Genomic DNA, 20,865 nt, shown 5'->3' with positions numbered 1-20,865 from the left:
TTCCGTCAGCCGCGCGACCACCTCCAGTTCGCGACCTCGGGCAGGTCGTCGCCATGTTCGTGGCTGTGGGCGTGCTGGCGCTCGAGCATCTCGTGGCAGTGCTTGCGGGCGGCATCGACCCTGCCGTCCGTCCGGCCGGAGCGGTCCAGCACATCGAGGGCGATGCTGAACCGGTCGATCTCGTTCATCGCGGCCATGTTGAAGGGCGTCGTGGTCGTCCCCTTCTCGGCATAGCCGTGGACGTGGAACCGCTCGTGACCCGCCCGGCGATACGCAAGCTCGTGGATCAGGCCGGGATAGCCGTGAAAGTTGAAGACCACCGGCGCGTCGGTGCCGAATGCCGCGGCGAAGGCTTCGTCCGTGGCGCGCTCGGCGTTCTGCGAGGGGGGCTGCAGCGCCATCAGGTCCACCACGTTGACGAAGCGCAGCCGCAGGTCGGGGACGAGGTCGCGCAGCAGGTCCACCGCGGCGAGCGCCTCCATCGTGGGGACGTCGCCTGCCGAGGCGACGACCACCTCGGGATCGGGATCGTCGGCTGCCCAGTCCCAGATGCCGAAGCCTCGCTGCAGATGCGCGCGGGCGGCGTCCAGCGTCAGCCATTGCGGCTCGGGCTGCTTGCCGGCGACGATGCAGTTCGCCCGGTCGCGGCTTGCGAACACCGTCTCGGCCACCGCCAGCAGCGAGTTCGCGTCGGGCGGCAGGTAGAGGCGCACCATGTCCGCGCCCTTGGCCGCAAGGTGGTTCATGAACCCCGGATCCTGGTGGGTGAAGCCGTTATGGTCCTGTCGCCAGACATGGCTCGACAACAGCCAGTTGAGCGAGGGGATCGGCGCGCGCCACCCGGTATTGCCCGCCTCGCGCATCCACTTGATGTGCTGGTTCGCCATCGAGGCGATGATGTGGATGAACGCCTCGTAGGAATTGAAGAGCCCGTGCCGCCCCGTCAGCAGGTATCCTTCCAGCCAGCCTTCGCAGAGATGCTCGGACAGGACTTCCATCACGCGGCCCTCGGGGGACAGGTGGTCGTCGGTCGCCTCGACCGGACCCGGGGCCATCCGGTCGGTCACGTCGAACACGGCCGACAGCTTGTTCGACTTGGTCTCGTCGGGGCCGAACAGGCGGAACGTCTCGGGGTTGCGGCGCATCAGCTCGGCCAGCCATTCGCCCAGAACGCCCGTGGCGCCGGTCTGCTCGGCGCCCGGAGACGGCAGGTCGACCGCGAAATCCCCGGCATCCGGCAGGTCGAGCGGCCGGGTGAGCCGCCCGCCATCGGCGAAGGGCGTCGCGCCGAGCCGCCGGTCGCCCGCAGGCATGACCGAGCGAACCTCGCCCGAAGGCACGCCGCCCGGGAACAGCGCGTCGGCGCCATAGCTGCGCAACCAGTCCTCGAGCTGGCGCAGGTGAGGCCCCTCTTCACGCGGCACCTTCAGCGGGACCTGGTGGGCGGCGGCGGTGCCCTCTACCGGGTCGCCGTCCACCGTTTCGGGGCCGGTCCAGCCCTTGGGACTGCGCAGGACGATCATCGGGGGGCGGTCGTCGTCCCCCGTTCCGAGGCAGGCATCGACGGCGGCGGCCATGTCGCGGTGCATCTGCGCCGGGTCGTCGCCTTCGACGAAGATCGGCGCCCAGCCGTAGCCGCGGAACAGCGCGTCGATCTCGGCGTCTTCCATCCGGCCCAGGATGGTCGGCGCGGCGATCCGGTAGCCGTTCAGGTGCAGGATCGGCAGGACATTCCCGTCGCGGCCGGGGCGGAGGAAGCGGTGGGAGTGCCAGCTGGTCGCCAGCGCCCCCGTCTCGGCCTCGCCATCTCCGACGACGCACATGACGGTCAGTCCGGGGTTGTCGAAGGCCGCGCCGGTGGCGTGGGCCAGCGAATAGCCAAGCTCTCCGCCCTCGTGGATCGAGCCCGGGACGGCCGCCGCCGCGTGCGAGGGCACGCCTCCGGGGAACGAGAACTCGTGGAAGAGCTTGCGCATTCCTTCTTCAGTCCACCCCTTGCGAGGGTCGCGCTCGCCCAACGACCCGTCGAGCCACGCGCCCGCCATCACGGCAGGCCCGCCATGGCCGGGACCGGCGATGAACAGCAGGTCGCGGTCATGCGCCAGTATGGCCCGGTTGGCATGGGCCATGCAGAAGGTCAGACCCGGCGTCGTGCCCCAGTGGCCCAGCAGCCGCCGCTTGATATCCTCGGGCGCGAGGGGCCGGTCGAGAAGCGGATTGTCCTGCAGGTAAATCTGCGCCGCCGACAGGTAGTTCGCGGCGCGCCACCACGCGTCGACGGCCTTCAGGTCGGGTGCGGTCATTCTGCGTCCTCCAGCTTGGCGGCCTCGAGGGCCATCATGCGCTCTTCCTCGGCGGGAATGATGCGGATCTCGGCGGCGCTCGCCTCGGTCGAGACGACGTCGGCGTTGGTCTCGTTCCGGTCCGGCGCAAGCTCGAGATCAGTCCAGGCCAGATCCTCCACGATCCGGCGGCGGATCTCGGGCTGCTGCGCGCCCATGCCGCCGGTGAAGACGAGCGCGTCGATGCCGCCCAGCGAGACGATCATCTGCGCGGCAGCCTTGGCGGCGCTGCGGCAGAACATGTCGACCGCGAACCCGGCGTGCGGATCGTCCGAGGGGAACAGGTCGCGTACATCCTTCGAGACGCCCGAGACGCCCATCAGTCCGCCCCGATGCCACAGAAGATCCCCCAGTTCCTCCGGGGACATGCCGCGGTCGAGCGCATAGAGCAGCGCACCCGGATCGACGGCACCGCTTCGCGTGCCCATCATCATCCCGTCCAGGGGCGTGGCGCCCATGGTGGTATCGACGCTTCGCCCGTCGCGGATCGCGCAGGCGCTGCACCCCCCGGACAGGTGGAGCGATACGATGCGCTCCCGCTCCGGCGCGAGTTCCGCCATCCGCCGCGCCACCCACCCATGCGACAGCCCGTGGAAGCCGTAGCGCCGCAGCCCGTCGAACGGTCCTTCAGGTGCGACCGGCAGGGCCCGCGCGATGTCGGGCATGGAGCGGTGGAAGGCGCTGTCATAGACGGCGATCTGCCTCACCCCCGGTCGTGCCTCGGCGATTGCCCGGGCGGGGGCCAGGTTGGCATGTTGGTGAATCGGTGCGAGGGGGGCGAGGTCTGCCAGCCGGTTCACTTCATCCTCGGTCAGCCAGCCCGCCGCTGCATCACGCTCACCGCCATGCACGATCCGGTGGACGGGGATCGCCTCGCCGGCAAGATCGAGGACCGCGACGGCCGCGGCAGGGAAATCCGTCGGGTCGTCAAGGCTCAGCACCCGATCCTCGCCACCCGTGCGGCCATAGCGGATTTCGCTGTCGACGCTGGTGTCGATCCCGCCGCGCAGCCGCTCGTCTTCGCCTTCGAAAAGGGCGAACTCCAGGCTCGACGAGCCGACGTTGAAACACAGGAGGGACATGACACCTCGCCTTGCTACCGACGACCAATGCCCGCGCATGAGTCATGTTCCTGCCTGCGCGCCATTCGCGCCGCCGGACGCGTCAAGTGCGGAGCGTGGCGCCCCCGTCGACATAAAGGTCCGCCATCGTCACGTGACCCGCCTGCTCCGACAGCAGGAACATGGCGGCCATGGCGATATCCTCGGGCGTGGCGAGTTTGCGCAAGGGGATGCCGGTGCGGTAGGTGGCGGGATCGCCCGCGATGACCCGCTCGGCGCCCGTCTCGTCGGCCCACATGCCGGTCTGCATGGGGGTCAGGGTCGAGCCCGGGGCCACCAGGTTGCAGCGGACGCCGTGCGCGGCAAGCTCGAGCCCGAGGCAGCGCATGTGCATCGCCACGGCCGCTTTCGTGGCCGGATAGGCGCCCATCCCGGTCCGCGGGATACCTGCCGCGTTCGATCCGATGGCGACGATCGCCCCCCGCCCGCGCGCGGCCATCCGGCGGCCGAGGGCGCGGGTAACGTGGAAGGTGCCGTTCACGTTGATGTCGAAGACCCGCTGCCAGTCCTCGACCGTCGTGTCGAGGAGCGGCGCGGTCACCAGGATCCCGGCCGCGTGGGCACCGAGATCGAAGGCCTCCCCCTCGCCCACCAGCCGGTCGACCGCCGCCGGGTCGGTCACGTCGAGCGGCTGCCACGCGATGCCGTCCTTCCGGTCCACGCCCGTCAGCGCCGATTCCAGATCGGTCGCGGTGACCGATGCCCCTGCCTCGGCCAGCGCGGTGGCCAGGGCCGACCCGATGCCTCCCGCGGCCCCCGTCACAAGGGCGCGGCGCCCCTCGAAACCCGTCAGCTTCATGCTCCGGTTCCCGTGCCGATTGCACCCACGACATCGGCGGCCGTGAGCGGCACGCCGCAGCATCCTGCCACCCAAGCCACGGCCATGTCGTGACGCGCCCGGTCGAAATCGGCAAGCGCGTCCGCGACGAAGAAGGGCTGGATGTCCCGCTGGAAAGCTTCGGCGGCCGTCGCGAGGCACCCGATATGGGCATAGATGCCCGTCACGATGATCTGGTCGCGCCCCCGCGCACGCATCAACGTCTCGAGGTTCGACCGTTGAAATGCGCTGTAGCGGTGCTTGTGCAGGACGAGATCTCCGGCAGCGGGCGAAAGAGGTGCCACGATCTCTTCATGCTCGGGGGTTGCTTTCATGCCGGGACCCCAGAAATCCGCCTGCAAGCCGCGATCGGCCGGCAGTTGGTTCCCCTTTTGCGCGGTATAGAAGACCGGGATGCCCGCGGAACGGGCCGCCTGCGCGATCGCGGCGATGCCACGCGCCGCCTGGCCGATGGGAGTGTCGGGCCGGTCCACCGCCCCGTCCCCGTAGGCGGCGCAGAAATAGCGCTGCATGTCGTGGATCAGGAGCGTTGCGCGACCTGGCTCGAGCTGCCAGGGCACGCGGGCGGCTGGCAGGTCGTCGGCGGGAAGGTCGTAATCGGGGATCGTCGGCAGAGCCATGCGCGTCCTTTCAACAGGCAGTCGCAGTTCAGTTCGGGGATGGGAGGGGGCCGCAGTCGAAGGCCGAAAGCATGGCCTGGAACTTGGCCTCGGTCTCTTCGACTTCGCCTTGGGGGACGGAATCCGCCACGATGCCGGCCCCGGCGAAGAGCCGCGCGTGCCGTCCCTCAATTTCGGAGCATCTCAGGGTGACGTGCCACGCGCCATCGCCTGCGGCATTCGCCCAACCCACCGCGCCGGCATAGAAGCCGCGCCGGATCGTCTCGGTCTCGGCGATCGCGACCAACGCGGCGGCAAGCGGAACGCCGGCGACCGCTGGCGTGGGGTGCAAGAGGCCGACGAGGTCGAGGCAGGGCGTGGACGGGTCCTTCAGCACCCCCTCGATCCGGGTTCCAAGGTGCCACATGCTTTGCGTCGCCTCGAGAGACGGTCCCTCCGGCGCGTGAAGGTGGCTGCAATGGGGCGCCAGCACGTCGAGAACGTATTCGACGACGAGCGCGTGCTCGTGCCGGTCCTTGCCCGAGGCAAGCAGGCGCTCGGCGGCCGCGCGATCCTCGACCGCATCGGCGCTGCGCCGCGCCGAGCCGGCCAGCGGGTGCGAGGCGATCTTGCCCTGTCGCTTCGACAAAAGCAGCTCCGGCGTCGCGCCCAGCAGCCAGCGTTGCGGCGCGCCGTCCAGAGGGGGCAAGGGAAGGCAGTAGCGCATCGTCGCATCGCCATTCAGGCGCGCATGGACGAAAAAGGGGTCGATGATGTCGGGCGCCTCGATCTCGAGCGTGCGGGCGATCACCGCTTTCCTGAGACCGTCGCCCGCAGCGGCGATCCGGCGCGTCAGGGCATCGACCTGTGCCGCGTAGTCTTCAGGCGCGGGAACCTGACGGAGCCTGACCGACGGACGCCGGACCGGATCGCCGCTTCCGGGCGTCCATGGACCGGTCGGCTCGGGCGTCAGCAGGAAGCCATCCTCGCGCCGATCGAACGGGATCGCCCCGACGAAGGTCGCCGCCGCGCTGTCGGACACCGCCTCTGCCAGCGCTTCAATCCGCCCGACGATCCGCCCCCTGACGACGCCGGCCCGCTCGCCCAGCCGGAATGGCTGCACCGCCGCCTCGCAAGCCTGCGTCCAAGCCTCTTTCCGTGCCTGATGTGTCGGCATCTCGCTCTCTTATCTCGATCCGCGGCGGTTCGGCGCACCGGCGTCCTGAACCTTCTCGAGCGCGAGGTAACGCCAAAGCGAGGGCTTGGAAAGCTAATCCGACAAAATCAATAGGGAAATGATCTCGGCACACGTGCGGAACGCAAGGCAGATCGCAGCGGTTCACCCCCGGAACGTCCATCGGCACCGAGAGGAAACGCCCCGTGACCGGACTCACCGCCTTGCGCAGCTTGGCCCTCGCCGCGCTCTGCGCCACCGCTCTTCCCGCCGCCGCGCAAGACGCGGGCGACCTCGACGCGCTGCGCCAACGGGCGCTCGAACTGGTGAACACATCCCGCAGCGAGGCTGGCCTGCCCGAACTGAGCCTCGGCCCGATCCTGAACGAGGCGGCACAGAGCCACGCGGTCGACATGGTCGAGCGGGACTATTACGCCCATGTCGGCCCCGACGGGCAGACGCCCGCGGATCGGTTCCTTGCCGCCGGCGGCAGCCAGTGGGCGCTCAGCGGCGAGAACATCGCCATGTGCTCGGGTTGCATGCCGCCGCCCGATATCGAGCGCATCGAGGCGTTCCACGAGGGCTGGATGCAAAGCCCCGAGCATCGCGAGAATATCCTGACCGGAGGCTTCGACCGCTTCGGTTTCGGCGTCGCGGGCGAGGCGGACGAGATCTACGCCGTCCAGACATTTGCCGGCCCCGGAGAGGACGACGACGCGCCGGCTCTCACGGCTGAGGAAGCCCACGCCGCTGCTCTCGCAGAGATGAACGCGCATCGCGAGAGCGCCGGGCTGGGTCCCCTTGACCCAAGCGAGCCGCTCTCGACTGTGGCCGAACGGGTACTCGAGGCGCGACTGGCGGACGAGGAGCCGCCCAAGGACATCTTCGGCCTGCTGCCCGAGGGAGAGACCGGCTGGACCAGCCTCTCGATCCTCAGCGCGAGCCGGGGCGGGTCCGGTGTGGCACTGTCGAAAGAGGATGTGGCGGCCTTCGTCGAAGGCTGGGCTTCGGGCAACGCCGGCGCCTCGCTCGGTGGCGAGCGCGCCACCCACCTGGGATTCGCCGCCGCGACGCGGGACGACGGGCGCGCGACGGCCGTCGCCGTCTTCGGCGGGCGAGACTGACATGCGCCCGCTGCGAAAGGCGGGCGCAACAGTTCCTACTTCCGGCGGCCGACCAGTGCCCGAACGACCGCGAGCACCACGACCGCTCCGACGGCCGCCACGGCCAGCAGCAGCAGAAGGCCGCCCGCAGCCAACACACCCAGCCCCAGCGCGGCCAGGAGGAAGGGGATGGCTACCGCCGCCGCGACGCCGACGATCAGGTACAGCACCATGTTGCGACCCGCGATCTTGCCCGCGATGAATCCGGCCACCAGCCCGATCACGACAAGCAACGTCAGCGCCACCGCGCCGATCGCATCCAGCAGTCCTTCCATAACTCACCCCTCGCTTCCGGATCTGTACCTTGCCAGATACCTGCCGGCGATCAATTGCGGACCGGTGACGGTTCCCTCGGCCACGAAGAGAGTTGCAGGGGCAGCACATCCCGCGACCCGCCGACATCCGCCGTTCGTCGCAACCGCGCTGTGACTGGCGGGTTAGTGCAAAGTCCGACCTGCCAGCGAGCCTGGATTCGCGTCGGGATCGCTGGTGCGCGGGAGCCGATGCATGAATGCCAAGCCGGATCATGAAATGGGGCGCGACGCCGTCCTGACGCACGGGATAGTCAGCGAGCATCCCGAAGATCTGCTCCACGGGACGGGATTGAGCGCCGCCTGGGCCGTGATACGCGAAGCCTCCCTGAGACTCTGGAGCGACGACGCGTTCGGCCTTGCCGGCAACGTGGCGTTCCGCGCCCTGCTGGCGATCTTCCCGTTCCTGATCTTCACCAGTTCCCTGACCGCCTTCATCGGCGACCGCTCGATGGCCGACACGCTGAACGCGTTCCTGATCGCGATCGTGCCGCAGGCGCTCGTCCAGCCGATCGTGTCGGAGGTGGAGCAGGTGATGACCGTGCAGCGGGGCGGGGTCCTCAGCATCGGTATCCTGCTGACGATCTGGTTCGCGGTGGGGGGCGTCGACGGCGTCCGGGTCGGGCTCAACCGGGCCTATGGCATCCGCGAGAGCCGCTCGATCCTGGTCGTGTATGGCGTGCAAGTCGGGGTGGTCCTTCTGGCCAGCCTGGTGCTCGTCCTGGTCGGATACCTGCTGGTGATCGCGCCGCGGGCCGGGTCGATGCTGCACGCGCTGCTGCCGGGCTTCGACCCCGCATCGGTGACGGTCGGACTGATCCGCTACCCCGCGGTCACCGTGATCCTTGCGGCATCCCTGTTTGTCGCCCATGTCTTCCTTCCCGCGCGGCGCACGCGGTTCGCGAACATCTGGCCGGGGGTGCTTTTCACGGTGACGATGTGGATACTGCTGACGGCAGCCTTCTCGTTCTACCTGCGAAGCTTCGCCAGCTATTCGAGCTACTACGCGGGCCTCGCCGGCATCGTGGCGGCGCTGTACTTCATGTACCTTGCCGCGCTGGTTCTCATCTTCGGCGGAGAGTTCAATCGCGCCCTCAAGATCCGCCGCCTTGCGCGGGTCATGCGTGCTCGCGACTGACGGCGCGATCTTCGTCGATGCCGCGCACCGACGTTCCTGCGCCGCCGTGAAGTCGCCCGAGAATTGATGGGCTTTGCGCTTGGGAGCGACGGCCGGTCAGGTCGCCTTGTCCTCCGCCTGTTCGTCCGCATCTTTCGGGTCCGCCGACCTCAGGGTGGCGAGGAGGTCCCACGTGATGTCGCTTTCGAGACGCTCGGCCTCTCGGGACGGGCAGAAGAGGGTGATCTCCACCCTCAGCTTCCCAAGGTCGGACGTGCGGAGGCGGATGGCAGGCGTGGGGTCCGGCAAGTCCGACCGGGTTCGGCGCTCGATCAAGTCGCTGGCGCGGGCGGCCCGCTCCCGGAACGGCTCGTAGTGGCGGTGCACGATCCGGGTGACCACCTCTCGCTTCCCACCCAGCGCCGGCACGGGATCGAGCGTCACCGCGAAGCGGTGATAGGTATCCTCGCGCAGGGCCGTCTGGTTTCGGACGGGCGTCGTCAGAAGCATGCTGTTGGGCAGCACGATCATCCGTCCCGTCGGCGTATAGATGTGGGGGCCGGTCCCGAACTCTTCGAGCGTGGTAGCGAGCAACGTGTGGTCGGTGACTTCGCCCCGGTTGTCGCCCACCTCGATCCAGTCGCCGATACCGAAGGCGCGGGTCGTGGCCCGCAGAACCGCCCCGGACAGGCACAGGATCAGCTCTTTCGTCGCCACGACGATCGCCACGGCCACCGCGGTCAGCGACAAGGCGAACGTGCGGAGCTGCGGCGCCCAGATCAGCACGAGCCCGACGAGCAGCAGGAAGAGGAAGACGTTGCGACTCGTGGCGATCAGGCGCCGCTGGTCATGCGGCGGCAGCTCCGTGCGGGCGCGGATCGTGCCCACCACGATCTTGCGCGCGATCCAGAGCACGACGAGTAGCAGCAGCGACGCGAGCAGGTCGAGTTGCAACAGGACAGTCGGATCGAAGGGCAGGTTGAGCGTATTGAACATGCGCGGAAACTGAATGTTACCGCGGGCGGACGCAAGATCGCCCGGGGCCGGCGGCCTATGCGGGCGTCAGAAATGCGATGGCAAAGCGGTTTCCGGCATCCGTCAGGGTACGATCCAGCTTCCATCCCGCAGAACCGACCAGCGCGGCGAGGCTGTCCGGCGTGAACTTGCGGGACGCGCTGACATGGATCGACTCTCCGGCCTCGAATGCGATCCGGGTTCCGGCTAGGTCCACCACCTGCTGCCGGGTCGAGACCAGCCGCATGTCGATCCGGGTGGCCTCGGCGTTCCAGCGCGCCTCGTACGAGAAGGCCTCGGGGTCGAAATTCGCCCCTGTCTCGCGGTTGAGCCGGACCAGGATGTTGCCGATGAACCGGGCCGTCACGCCCCGGGCATCGTCATAGGCCGCGACCAGTTCTCTCTGGTTCTTGACCAGATCGAAGCCGAGGATGAAGCCTTGAACGTTTCGCCACGTGCGCGCGTTCCGCAGCAGCGCCCGCGCCGCGCGGGGACCGAGATTTCCGATGGTCGAGCCCGGGAAGAACCCCACCTTCGGATGATCCATCACCGGCTGGGGCAGGTCCAGCGGCTGCGAGAAATCGCCGACCAAGGGGACGATCCTGAGGTCCGGGTAACGCCCCCGCAGATCATCCGCAGTGCGGTGCAGAAAGTCTGCCGAGATGTCGACCGGGACATAGGCATCCAGATGCGTCGCGGCATCCAGCAGCAACCGGGTCTTGACCGACGCCCCCGACCCCAGTTCGATCAGCGCGCCGCCCGCGGGCACGAGATCGACGAGCTTTCCGGCATGGACCTCCAGGATCCCGGTCTCGGCGCGGGTCAGGTAGTATTCGGGCAGCTCGGTGATCTGCTCGAAGAGCTCGCTGCCGCGCTCGTCGTAGAGCCATTTGGGGCTCAGGGTTTTGGGGCTGGCCGACAGCCCCGCGATCGCATCCTCGAGCAACTCGGTGCTCACCGGGTCCGGCCCCGTGGAGATTCGGTCACGCGGCATCGCCGGCCAGGCGCAGGCCCAGCATCTGCCAGCGCTGATGCGGATAGAAGAAGGTTCGGTAGGTCGTCCGCATCTGCTTCTTCGGCGTGGCGCAGGAACCGCCGCGGAGGACCCGCTGATTGACCATGAACTTGCCGTTGTACTCGCCCAATGCGCCTTCGGGCGGGCGGAACCCGGGATAGGGCGCGAAGTCGGAGGCGGTCCACTCCCATACATCGCCCCAGACGCCCTTGCCGGGCAGAGGGCGCAGCGCTCCGATCGCGCCGGCCTCGCCCATCAGGTTGCCGCCGATCGGAGCCGTTCGGAACGCGACCTCGTGCTCGGCTTCGGTCGGCAGACGGCGCCCGGCCCAGCGCGCGAACGCGTCGGCCTCGTAATAGCTGACATGGACAACGGGCGCGTCGAGAGCGACCGGCTGAGGTCCCCGCAGCGTATAGGTCCACCATTCATCGTCCTGCCGCCACCAGTAGAGCGGATGCTCCCACCCTTCCCGCGTGGCGACGGCGTGTCCCTCCATCAGCCAATGGCGGGTGTCGCCGTAGCCGCCATCCTCCATGAATTCGATCCAATCGCGGTTGGTGACCGGCCGGTCGGCGATGTCGAACGGGTCGAGCCAGACCTTGTGACGCGGGCCTTCGCAATCATAGGCGAACCCTTGGCCGTCATGGCCGATCTCGACGAGGCCGCCGTCATGGCGGGTGAAGGTCAGCGGCACCTCGGAGGTGACGGGAAGCGGCTCGGGGTCCTTGTAGGCGGGCAGCAACGGGTTGAAGCTGAGCCCGTGCAGCAGGTCGGTGACCAGAAGTTCCTGGTGCTGCATCTCGTGATGGCAGCCGAGTTCGACCAGAGCGGCGATGTCGTCGCTGTCGTCGCGCGCCGCACTCATCAGGCTGGCGAGGCTGTCCTCGACATGGGCGCGGTAGTCGCGCACCGCCTCGCCATCCGGGCGCGACACGAGGCCCCTTCGGTCGCGCGCATGTCGTGGGCCGGCCTGCGTGTAGTACGAGTTGAAAAGGAACGCGAAGCGGTCGTCCGGCGAGGCGTAGTTGCGGACGCGCGGCTTCAGGATGAACTCTTCGAAGAACCACGTCGTATGGGCCAGGTGCCATTTGACGGGCGAGGCATCCTCCATGCTCTGCAGCATCATGTCCTCGGGACAAAGCGGCGCCGCCAGGGCCTGGCTGCGCGCCCGCGTGCTGGTGAACAGGTCCATGGCGGCGCTGCGCGGCAATGGCTTGGGGGCGACGTTCATCGGGGTCACTCCTGATGTGGCACGCGGGTCCAACCCGCTCCACAGCAACCTAAGCGAGACAGGCTCGTTTCAAGCGGGAAATGGCCACCGGTGCAGCGGACGCGGCGTTCGATCTTCCCGGGCGGGTCGCCTCGCGGGCATCGGTGGCTCCCGCGCCGCGCAGGCTGCAACAGCTCGGCGCGCCTTCGTCAGGTCCGCCCGGCGGCGATGGCCAACCCATCCGCGACGGCCGTGAAGACCTCGGCGAATTCGTGGCGCGCGTCCGGCAGGGCCGCCTTCATCGTGTCGGACACCATCGTCATGAGGCTGGAGCCGCCAACGTAGATCACGCGGTCGATCGCGGCCGCCTCCGTTTCGGCAAGGACAAGGGTGTCCTCCAGGCCGGTGGAGAGCTCACGCGCGAAAGGCTCCAGGCTGGCCGCGACCTGCTCCGCCCGGATCGTCATCGAGAGGCCGGGTTCGATCTCGGACATTCCGATCGTCCCGGCATAGCCGTTCCGGTTGACGTCGATCTTCCCGGCCTCGACCGCAAAGGCCAGTTCATGCCCCAGTTCATCCTCTAGGATCCTGGCGAGGCGCTCGAGCTTGTCGGGCTCGGCAGCGAGCTTGACCATCTCGGCGACCTGACGGCGGGTCTGCGCGGTGTAGAGAAACGGGATGTGCTCCCAGGTCGCGAGGTCGTTGTAGATCGCCTGCGGTACGGGGGTGGTGCCCTCGCCCATCACCTTCCTCAGGCGCGATCCCTTCCCCATCAGGGGCATGACGTGATCGAAGCTGATCGAGCGGTCGAAATCGGTCCCGCCGATCCGGACGCCGTGGTTCGCGAGGATCGACACCCCGTCGGCGCCGGAGCGGAACACCGAAAAGTCCGAGGTGCCCCCGCCGATATCGACGATGAGGCCGACCTCGCCGGGACGCTCCAGAGCATTGGAGGCGATCGCGGCGGCTTCCGGTTCGGCCATGAACGCGACGTCCCGAAAACCGGCTGCGAGGTAGCAGGCACGCAGGTCGTCCTCGGCCTGCTGCTCTCTTGCGTCGCCCGCCTTGTGGAAGAAGACGGGACGCCCGGACAGGGCCTGGTCAAAGACGAGGCCCGTCTCTTGCTCCGCCTGCGCCTTGATCCGCCGCAGGAAGCGGGCGATCAGGTCCACGAAGGTGATGCGCTCGTTCATCAGCTGCCGTTTTTCGTGCATCAGGGACGTGCCCAGGGCCCGCTTCAGGGCGCGCATGTACCGACCCTCGCTTCCCTCGAGAAGGGCCTCGTTCGCGGCGGCGCCCATCAAGGTCTCGCGCGCGTCGTAGTCGAGGAAGATCGCCGTCGGCATCGTCCGGTCGCCGTCGAACTCGATCAAGCGCGGCGCCCCATCGACCAGGTAGCCCGCCGCCGAGTTAGATGTTCCGAAGTCGATCCCCAGCGTCCGCGCCATCATCTTCCCTCTCGGTCGTGAAAGCAGGCGAGCTACGGTCGTCCGCGACTCTGGTCAAGTGAGCGCCGGCCCGTCCCCGCTGGAGGGCATCGAATGTGCTCGTCGCAAGCCTGTGCTGCCCCGGTGCCGTGACGATCGACGAAGTTTTTCGTGCCGAATCACCCGCTCTATGCAACCGTCGAATGGATTTCGCGTCGCCCGCGCATGCCGGTTTGGGCTCTATTGTCGGAGAAACGTATGACCAGGAACGCCAGGAATCCTGCCCGTGAACGGCAGGCCGTTTATCGGCGGGCGCAAGATCCGCAGCGGACCGAAGAGGCGGAGAGGCGCGTCTTCATTCTGAACCTCCTCGACCGGCTGAGGACCGAGAAGCAGCCCGAGACCCTCATCGACCTGACATGCGAGGCGCTCGGGCATCGACTGGGCGCCGATCTCGTCATCTATGCCGATATCGACGAAAGCGACGGATACCGGATCCTGCCCCGCCTCTGGGGCCGGGGGACGGTGCCCGGCCAGACCGGCCACCGAAGGATCGAGGATTTCGGGCGCCCCGTTCTCGAGCATATGAAAGCCGGCAAGACGCTCGTCATCGAGAACGTGCACGAGGATCCGCGGACGGCAGCCCAGGGCCCCCTTGCCACCTTCGCCGAGGTCTCCGTCGCCAGTCTGGCGCATGTTCCGCTGATCGATGGGGGACAGCTTCGCGCGATCCTCGGTGTCCAGTTCGCCACGCCCCGTCGATGGCCCTCGGCCGACGTCAAGCTGACCGAAGAGGTCGCCGAACGGTTGTGGGAGGCGGTCGGGCGGTGTCGGGCAGAGGTCAAGCTGACCGCGAGCCTCGAGAAGTTCCGGGTGCTCGTCGAAAGCAGCGCGCAGGCAACCTGGGAGATGGATCCCGACGGCGAAAGCATAACCGATGCGGCAAGTTGGTGCTCCTATACGGGCCAGACAGAGGAAGAGGCCCGGGGCAAGGGCTGGCTGGACGCAATCCACCCCGATGATCGCCAGGCGGTGGCACTGCGCTGGCCGCAGGCGGTGCGGGCCGAAGAGCCGCTCAGCGAGGAATATCGCCTCCGCCATGGCGACGAGTGGCGCTGGTCGCGCGTCAGGGCCGCGCCGATCCGCGATGCTCTCGGCCGCATCGTCCGGTGGGTCGGGATGAACCACGACATTACCGCCCGGAAGAAAACCGAGCAGCGGATCGAGCACATGGCGCTCTACGATGCGCTGACCGGGCTGCCCAACCGCACGCTGCTTCAGGACCGGTTCCGCGAGGCGGCCGCGAGAACGCACCGGGAAGGCGACTACCTCGGCCTCGCGATGCTCGATGTCGACAGGTTCAAGGAGGTGAACGACACGATCGGACACGCCGCAGGGGACAAGGTGCTCCAAGCCGTGGCCGAACGCGTCAGCGGTGCCCTTCGAAGCACCGATACCTTCGCGCGGCTGAGTGGCGACGAGTTCGTCGCCGTCCTGCCGAATGTCGGCGGCGTCGCCGAGGTCGAACGCCTGGCCGAGCGGGTACGCGAGGCCGTCAGGCAGCCGCTCACCCTTGGCGCGCAGTCGGTGGCGCTTTCGGTCAGCATGGGGATCGTCGTGTTCCCGCAGGATGGGGACGAGCTGGACCTGCTTCTGCATGGCGCCGACATCGCGCTCTATCGCGCGAAGGCCGAAGGTCGGGGCACCATCCGGTTCTTCGAGCCCGGCATGGAAGCCGAGGCGCAGCGCCTGCGGCGCACGGAAGCCGATCTGCGCACGGCGCTCGAGCAGGGCGAGCTGACGGTGGTCTATCAGCCTCAGCGCGATCTTTCGGATGGTCGCGTCAGGTCGGTCGAAGCGCTCGTGCGGTGGCGGCATCCGACCCGCGGCCTTCTGATGCCCGACGCCTTCATCCCGGTGGCCGAGAGTTCCGGCCTGATCCATCAGCTTGGGAAATGGGTCCTGGACGAGGCGTGCCGCCAGGTCCGGGCGTGGCGCGACCAGGGCCTCGATCTGCGGGTCAGCATCAATGTTTCGGCGGCCGAGGCGCGGTGCGACGGCGTGCTGGAAGCGCTCGACCAGGCCTTTGCCGCCTACGACCTGCACAGGACCGACGTCGAGGTCGAACTGACCGAGACGCTCCTCGTGGACCCGACCGACAAGCCGATGGCGGCTCTTCTGGCGGGCCTGCAGACGCGCGGCGTCCGAGTGGCACTGGACGATTTCGGCACCGGTTACAGCTCGCTCGGCTACCTGAAGGATCTCCCGATCGACACGATCAAGATCGACCGGACCTTCATTGCGGGAACAGACACCCGGGACGGCCGCATCCTGCTCGAGGCGATGATCGACCTGGGACAGAAGCTCGGCAAGAGGATCATCGCCGAAGGCGTCGAGACGGAAGAGCAACTCGACTGGCTCAAGGGCACCGGCTGCGACGCGGTCCAAGGATTCCGCATCGCGCGCCCCCTGCCCCCGGAGCTGATACCGCGGGACGCCTCCTGAACGGCGTGGTCGGCTTCATGTGCCGACCGGCGATTTCAGGTGCAATCCGCCACCGCCAGCTCGGCCATCCGCAGGATCGCGTCACGCGTGCTGGCGACGGCGATGAAGCGGGCGTTGTGACAGAACTTGGCGCCCTGCACGCCCGAGGCATGCTCGAGCTCGGCATCGGTCAGGCCCGCCCACGTGGCGGGCAGGTCGGCGCGGGACTCGAAGGTATCTGCGCTCTGGCGGATCGTGGTCAGCGCCCAGTCGCTGTCACGGGGGTGGATGACGAACAGCAGGTGATCCGCGCCGGCCTTCTCGACCGCCGAGCGGAACGGCATGCCCATGGGCAGTTCCAGGATGCGCGACGCGCCGGTGGCGGCGATCGCCTCTGCCACCATGGCTTCGGCCCGGCGCTTGGCGGCCTTGACGGTTATCGCGGCCTCTACGAAGGCGCGGGCAACGGGAATGGCGGCGGCGAAGGCCTGGTCGTCGGCATCGGCGCCGCGATCGTCGAAGGCGGGCTTCAGGGTTTCCAGCAGGACCGGCAGGGTCATCCCGGCCAGGGGCCCCGCCACCGATGGCTCCAGCGCCCCGTTGTCCATCAGGTCGACCGGCAGGACGAAGCTCTGGTCGAAGCTGCGGTGGATGTCGTCGAGATCCTGCGCGGGCACCGACAGCGCGCGCAGGTAGTCGCGCCCGTAGTGCTTCCAGATCAGCCCGAACGAGCTGTAGGGCTGGCCATCCTCGCGCAGGGGATTGGGGCTCTGATGGTGATCGAAGATCCGCGTGTCGGGGTCGTAGGAGCGCCCGACGTCATAGATGATCTTGCCTTCGCCCGGCGTGATCCAGGCGGCATCGCGCGACCGCGTGACCTCGGCCCCTGGAAAAAGACGGGTCAGGATGACCGAAGACAGAAGCTCGTCCGCGTGGAAGCCGCCGGAATGGGTGACGAGGTGCGTGATGGTCATGGGCGTCCTGAGATGAAAGGGGCGACCGGTCGGGTCGCCCTGTCGTGTCGCGGATGGTGAAGCAGCCTGTGAATCCGGATGAAGGTATCTCGAAGACCTGATAAGATGTCCTGAGAACAGTGGCCTGCAGAACCCGTATTCCATTTCGGAGCGACGGTTGCGCGGAAGCAGGGGGACAGATCGCGCGAATTCGGGTGGATCGCAACAAGAAAAGCCCGCCGAAGCGGGCTCTCCTTCTCCACTAAGTTGAGATCAGGCGGTCTCGCTTGCCGCGATCTGGTCCATGTCGACAAGAACAGCTCCGATGCCGGCAACACCGGCTCGGCGCCTCGCATCTAGTTTCCGGAGAGAACCTGCGCGAAGACGTCTTCAGAAGGTCCCGCCCCATGCTGGGAACGAGTGGTTTCACAACCCCGAATCGGTACAGGGCCTCGATCGGTCCCGTGCTGGCACCAAGGTAGGCGGGCACCTCCGAAGTGTGCGGTCTGAGACGCTTCGATCAGCGGCATGACGTGATCCGCCTTGAACACCATGTTGCCGCTCTCGATTCCGTTGCATCCGGCGGGTTCTCCCCGAGCTTCTTGAGCAGTCGCTCCATTCGTTGCCGGTGGTGCCGATCTTGGTGGACAGGCTCTGAAATGTGTGGGAACGCCGCTCGGTGATTCCGACGCCGAGCACGGTATTAATCGACTCAGTCGCCGAGTTCTTCACGATGTGCCGCACGGGACGTCTCGGATCGGCCCTGGATCGATCGCGTTGGATCGTCGGGCCAACCATACAGCTGTCCGTAGAATCCCAAGGGCCCGATCCGAACTGCTCTCGCGGGGAGGCCCGGGAATTGCGTCGAGCGCTTCCTCGCCCCTGCCCCCCCGGTAGCCGGAGAAGCGATCTCGGTAGCTGCCCCGGCTGCCTGCGCGGACAGGTTGCGAGGACGAACTTTGTGTCCGAATTCCAGGACCGCGCCGAGCATCTGCGAGGGTGCGCGGGGACGAGGCTTCATCACGGCTCCGGAGATCGCAAGGTTTCGAGACACAGCTTACGAAAGACTGCGATTCCACGCTACCATATCGGCGCGATCAGGCCGCCAATTCAGGCGTCTGGGAGTTGTTCAGGGTGAATTATTCTTAATGTCAGACGTCGCGCCGGCGTAGAAAAGCGGACGTTTTTGCCGAGGTTGAGGAGAGGAAGCATTGTCCGCTCAAGGTAGCCATGCTGTTTCGTTACGATTTGTGATTCGTCGGATGGGTTGAAAAATGGTAGCCTCGAGGTGCAGCATTTCACTCGAGGAGTGACATCATGTCGACGAATCCAATCGGCGAGCGCGGCAAGGCTGAAGAGCATCGGTGGATGCGCGAGCAGGAAGCCAAGATTGCCGAGGCTATGAAGCAAATGCAAAAGCCCGTGAAAGTCGAAGAGCCACCGACTACTTCGCCACGGATGACATGAAAATCGTCGTGCGCGAGACTGAAGTCAGCGGGGATGGATCATTGCCAAGACCGGCTTCCATATGGATCCGGAGCAGCTTGCCTCGACTGTGAAAATCCCGCTCACTGAATGCGGCCTCATGTGTCATGGAATTGATGTCCGCAGAGGGAGGAAGGGGATTCCCGCTTCTGACATCTTGTAACACCACCGCTCGGTATCACTCGTCGGGCGAAGCAGAATTTGCCTTTGCAGAAAAAGGGACGTGTCTGCCCCATTTTCAGGCCGCCCGTGGGCCGGGTTTCGCGCCGGTCAGCCCACCCGCATACCGCCGAAGATCGGCTCGCGCGGAAGGTTGAAGATGAAGTACGGGTTGAGCGATGGCAGCGCGCCAACCGCGTCCAGACGCGCGGGCTGGTCGTCCGTCAGCTCAAGCGAAAATGCGAGGCTACTTAACTGTTCAGGGCGGCTCGCGCCCAGCAGCAGAGAGGTCATCCCCTGCCGCCCCAGCACCCAAGCGAGGGCGACTTGCACCATTGCCACGTCAAGCTCGGCGGCGACCTCGCGCGCCGTATTGACGATGTCGAAGTTCCGCTCGTGAACAGCATCACGCCATAGGGGTTCGCGCCGTTCAAGCGTTCGCGCGGCTGGTCGCCGCTCGCGAAGGCCGCATTGGGCATTGTCTCCCTTTCGGAGGCTGCCGCCAATTTCTTGCGCCCGTATTTACCGATCAGCAGGCCGCCCCCGAGCGGCCGGAACGGCCGCACAGGCGATAGTTGGTCATCTGCATTGGTGTCTGCTTCTATTGATCCGAGGATAGAAGGCTGCGGCGGGCCGGATTGGGTGCAATCCCTGCCATGAGCTTGTGTGGGCTGTTCAGCGATGGCACGACTGCCGCTCAACGATCTTGCCGGCTTTGCCGCGGTCGCGCGGGCTCGCAGCTTTACCGCCGCGGCGTCCGAGGTGGGCGTGTCGCCGTCCGCGCTCAGCCATGCGATGCGCGGGCTCGAGGAACGGCTCGGAGTGCGGCTGCTCGCGCGATCCACCCGCTCGGTCGCCCCTACCGAGGCGAGCGCGGCGCTGCTTGACCGGCTCTCACCGGCGCTGCCCGAGGTCGATGTGGGGCTGGCGGATCTGGCGGCCTTTCGCGACGAGCCAGAGGGGATCGTGCGCATCACCACGTTTCACTGGCTTGCGCCCACTTTCCTCGCGCGCCGTCTCCCCGCGTTCCTTGCCGCCCACCCGGGTGTCACGGTCGACGAAAGGTCGCAGGACGTCGTCTCGGCCGGCTTCGACGCGGGGCTGCGGTTCGGCGAGGATTTCCAGAAGGACATGATCGCCGTGCCTGTCGGCCCGCGCCTGCGGCATCTCGTGGTGGCCATGGGATCGCCACGGCCGCCCGACCCATCCCCGCGACCTACGCAAACATCGCTGTGTCGCATACCATAACCTCAGCATCGGCAGCGTCAGCCCTTGGGAATCCGAGAAGGACGGGCGCGACCTGCGGCAACGTGTTGAAGGGCCGCTGATCTGCGACTCCGCCGACCTCGCCCTGGCGTTGGTCCGCGAAGGTGGCTGCGTCAGCCTGGATATGGAAGAAGATGTCGCAGACGATCTCGCCTCCGGCAAAGCCATGCGCAGCGCGACGTCATCGACCTGATGCTGATCGAGGCCGCGTTCCGCTCGGGCCAGGCCAACTTCGCCGCCGCTTTGGCGAACGAGCGCGTCGAGGTCCGACAGGAGAGCCAGTTCTTCGCCCGCCGCACCCCCGGAATGGCGGCGGCATGACAGCCCTGAACGAAAGGAGTCCGAGACGCCGACCGTCCATATCGCTGCACTCGAATAAGCTCGCTCACACGGCCGCGCTGCCTGGCGTGCCATCGCGTAGCTGCTGCGCGCATGGCCCGGACGTCGACGGAACCACTCGCTGCACGGAACTCCGCTGGGACCCAGCGACCACCTGCTCGCCAACATTCGCCTGACCCGCAATGCCGCATCTTCACACGACACCCGCTTCTCCGACCCTTGGTCCCTCATCCGGCACATGCGCTGAGGGGGCGACTCCTCCTGAACCCCGAGACTAGACCTGCGCCGTGACACAGATCCACCACGGTCCCGGCTCTCAGCCTCTTCGTCAAGGACGATGCGCCCGTGGAGACCCCGCAGACGCAGGACATGAGCGACGGCTACGGCGTCCGCCTCCAGACCGCGTTCGCGAAGGAGACCGCGCGCAGCGTGCTCCACCCGAACGACGGCGGGTTCGCTGCGCTCGACGCCACCATGGACGCTGAATACTACTTCCCAAGCTATGTCGCGGCATTCCTCATGCGAAGTGACGTCCCCTTGTCAGGCGCACGAGCATTAGCACGCTGGTTGCAACCATTCCCGCGGACAGCCCGATCCACACTCCCTGCACTCCCATGTCGCGGACCTCACACTGAACCGCCCCGGGTTGCTTGGAGAGCAAGACTCTCGAAGGATTGCTCTATGGACAAGAAGAACACGACGAGCCCGTACCCGGCCGAGCTCCGCGAGCGGGCTGTGCAGATGGTTGCGGACCATCTCGATGGCTACAGCACTTTGACGGCGGCGGTGCGCGACATTGCCCGGAAGCTTGGCTGCTCCCCGGATAGCTTGCGGGTCTGGTACAAGAA

Annotated in this window: 18 protein-coding genes; 6 read left to right on the top strand and 12 right to left on the bottom strand. The window is 67.2% G+C overall.

What is annotated here, in order from left to right:
- Nucleotides 1–5 precede the first annotated feature (5 nt).
- The 5 genes from PAM7066_RS15680 to PAM7066_RS15660 all read right to left on the bottom strand — a co-directional run bounded on the left by PAM7066_RS15680 (nucleotide 6) and on the right by PAM7066_RS15660 (nucleotide 6,077).
- Nucleotides 6–2,303, bottom strand: coding sequence for a phosphoketolase family protein (locus tag PAM7066_RS15680; RefSeq protein ID WP_085855171.1), 2,298 nt, complete (start codon nucleotides 2,301–2,303; stop codon nucleotides 6–8).
- Nucleotides 2,300–3,424 carry an acetate/propionate family kinase gene (locus tag PAM7066_RS15675; protein ID WP_175484699.1) on the bottom strand — a complete coding sequence of 375 codons (1,125 nt, stop codon included), beginning with the start codon at nucleotides 3,422–3,424 and terminating at the stop codon, nucleotides 2,300–2,302. Before PAM7066_RS15675 ends, PAM7066_RS15680 begins: the two co-directional genes overlap by 4 nt.
- Nucleotides 3,425–3,506: 82 nt before the next feature.
- Entirely contained in the window at nucleotides 3,507–4,262 is a 756-nt protein-coding gene (locus PAM7066_RS15670; RefSeq protein WP_085855169.1) for an SDR family oxidoreductase, read from the bottom strand.
- Nucleotides 4,259–4,921: an isochorismatase family protein gene (locus PAM7066_RS15665; protein ID WP_085855168.1), complete on the bottom strand. Its 663-nt coding sequence runs from the start codon at nucleotides 4,919–4,921 to the stop codon at nucleotides 4,259–4,261. The genes PAM7066_RS15670 and PAM7066_RS15665 overlap by 4 nt, the downstream gene beginning before the upstream one ends.
- Nucleotides 4,922–4,949: 28 nt before the next feature.
- Nucleotides 4,950–6,077, bottom strand: a complete 1,128-nt coding sequence (locus PAM7066_RS15660; RefSeq protein ID WP_085855167.1) for an isochorismate synthase — start codon at nucleotides 6,075–6,077, stop codon at nucleotides 4,950–4,952.
- Nucleotides 6,078–6,280: 203 nt separating this feature from the next.
- Between PAM7066_RS15660 and PAM7066_RS15655 the strand changes: the two genes are divergently transcribed.
- Nucleotides 6,281–7,198, top strand: a complete 918-nt coding sequence (locus PAM7066_RS15655) for a CAP domain-containing protein (RefSeq protein WP_175484698.1) — start codon at nucleotides 6,281–6,283, stop codon at nucleotides 7,196–7,198.
- Between the two features lie 35 nt (nucleotides 7,199–7,233).
- Here PAM7066_RS15655 and PAM7066_RS15650 read toward each other — a convergent pair whose 3' ends face one another.
- Nucleotides 7,234–7,512, bottom strand: coding sequence for a GlsB/YeaQ/YmgE family stress response membrane protein (locus PAM7066_RS15650; protein ID WP_085855165.1), 279 nt, complete (start codon nucleotides 7,510–7,512; stop codon nucleotides 7,234–7,236).
- A 232-nt stretch (nucleotides 7,513–7,744) separates the two neighbouring features.
- Between PAM7066_RS15650 and PAM7066_RS15645 the strand changes: the two genes are divergently transcribed.
- Nucleotides 7,745–8,686 (top strand): YihY/virulence factor BrkB family protein, encoded by a 942-nt coding sequence (locus tag PAM7066_RS15645; RefSeq protein ID WP_085855164.1) that lies wholly within the window; start codon nucleotides 7,745–7,747, stop codon nucleotides 8,684–8,686.
- Nucleotides 8,687–8,782: 96 nt separating this feature from the next.
- Here PAM7066_RS15645 and PAM7066_RS15640 read toward each other — a convergent pair whose 3' ends face one another.
- The 4 genes from PAM7066_RS15640 to PAM7066_RS15625 form a co-directional block, all read right to left on the bottom strand.
- Nucleotides 8,783–9,661 carry a mechanosensitive ion channel domain-containing protein gene (locus tag PAM7066_RS15640; RefSeq protein WP_085855163.1) on the bottom strand — a complete coding sequence of 293 codons (879 nt, stop codon included), beginning with the start codon at nucleotides 9,659–9,661 and terminating at the stop codon, nucleotides 8,783–8,785.
- A gap of 55 nt (nucleotides 9,662–9,716) precedes the next feature.
- Nucleotides 9,717–10,637: an L-histidine N(alpha)-methyltransferase gene (egtD, locus tag PAM7066_RS15635; RefSeq protein ID WP_245749720.1), complete on the bottom strand. Its 921-nt coding sequence runs from the start codon at nucleotides 10,635–10,637 to the stop codon at nucleotides 9,717–9,719.
- Between the two features lie 25 nt (nucleotides 10,638–10,662).
- Nucleotides 10,663–11,925: an ergothioneine biosynthesis protein EgtB gene (gene egtB / locus PAM7066_RS15630; RefSeq protein WP_085855161.1), complete on the bottom strand. Its 1,263-nt coding sequence runs from the start codon at nucleotides 11,923–11,925 to the stop codon at nucleotides 10,663–10,665.
- A 188-nt stretch (nucleotides 11,926–12,113) separates the two neighbouring features.
- A complete protein-coding gene (locus tag PAM7066_RS15625; protein WP_085855160.1) occupies nucleotides 12,114–13,355 on the bottom strand; it encodes an Hsp70 family protein in 1,242 nt (413 codons plus the stop codon).
- A gap of 234 nt (nucleotides 13,356–13,589) precedes the next feature.
- On the opposite strand from PAM7066_RS15625, the gene PAM7066_RS15620 reads away from it, so the two are divergent.
- On the top strand, nucleotides 13,590–15,836 hold the full coding sequence (locus PAM7066_RS15620; protein WP_175484697.1) for a putative bifunctional diguanylate cyclase/phosphodiesterase: 2,247 nt from the start codon (nucleotides 13,590–13,592) through the stop codon (nucleotides 15,834–15,836).
- Nucleotides 15,837–15,871: 35 nt separating this feature from the next.
- Here PAM7066_RS15620 and PAM7066_RS15615 read toward each other — a convergent pair whose 3' ends face one another.
- Entirely contained in the window at nucleotides 15,872–16,789 is a 918-nt protein-coding gene (locus tag PAM7066_RS15615) for an MYG1 family protein (RefSeq protein ID WP_085855158.1), read from the bottom strand.
- Nucleotides 16,790–18,085: 1,296 nt separating this feature from the next.
- On the opposite strand from PAM7066_RS15615, the gene PAM7066_RS19055 reads away from it, so the two are divergent.
- A complete protein-coding gene (locus PAM7066_RS19055; protein WP_175484696.1) occupies nucleotides 18,086–18,235 on the top strand; it encodes a hypothetical protein in 150 nt (49 codons plus the stop codon).
- Nucleotides 18,236–18,523: 288 nt separating this feature from the next.
- On the opposite strand, the gene PAM7066_RS15610 is transcribed toward PAM7066_RS19055, so the two are convergent.
- Nucleotides 18,524–18,919 (bottom strand): aldo/keto reductase, encoded by a 396-nt coding sequence (locus PAM7066_RS15610; RefSeq protein WP_276326093.1) that lies wholly within the window; start codon nucleotides 18,917–18,919, stop codon nucleotides 18,524–18,526.
- A gap of 174 nt (nucleotides 18,920–19,093) precedes the next feature.
- Here PAM7066_RS15610 and PAM7066_RS15605 point away from each other — a divergent pair, with 174 nt between their 5' ends.
- Both PAM7066_RS15605 and PAM7066_RS19555 read left to right on the top strand, forming a co-directional pair.
- Nucleotides 19,094–19,660: a LysR family transcriptional regulator gene (locus PAM7066_RS15605; RefSeq protein ID WP_217639988.1), complete on the top strand. Its 567-nt coding sequence runs from the start codon at nucleotides 19,094–19,096 to the stop codon at nucleotides 19,658–19,660.
- A gap of 210 nt (nucleotides 19,661–19,870) precedes the next feature.
- On the top strand, nucleotides 19,871–19,999 hold the full coding sequence (locus PAM7066_RS19555; protein ID WP_276326092.1) for a hypothetical protein: 129 nt from the start codon (nucleotides 19,871–19,873) through the stop codon (nucleotides 19,997–19,999).
- Nucleotides 20,000–20,865 lie beyond the last annotated feature (866 nt).

The sequence above is a fragment of the Palleronia marisminoris genome (assembly GCF_900172315.1).
GTDB classification, from domain to species: Bacteria; Pseudomonadota; Alphaproteobacteria; order Rhodobacterales; family Rhodobacteraceae; genus Palleronia; species Palleronia marisminoris.
Note: the sequence above shows the minus strand (reverse complement) of the source record. Positions and strands in the feature narration are given on the sequence as shown.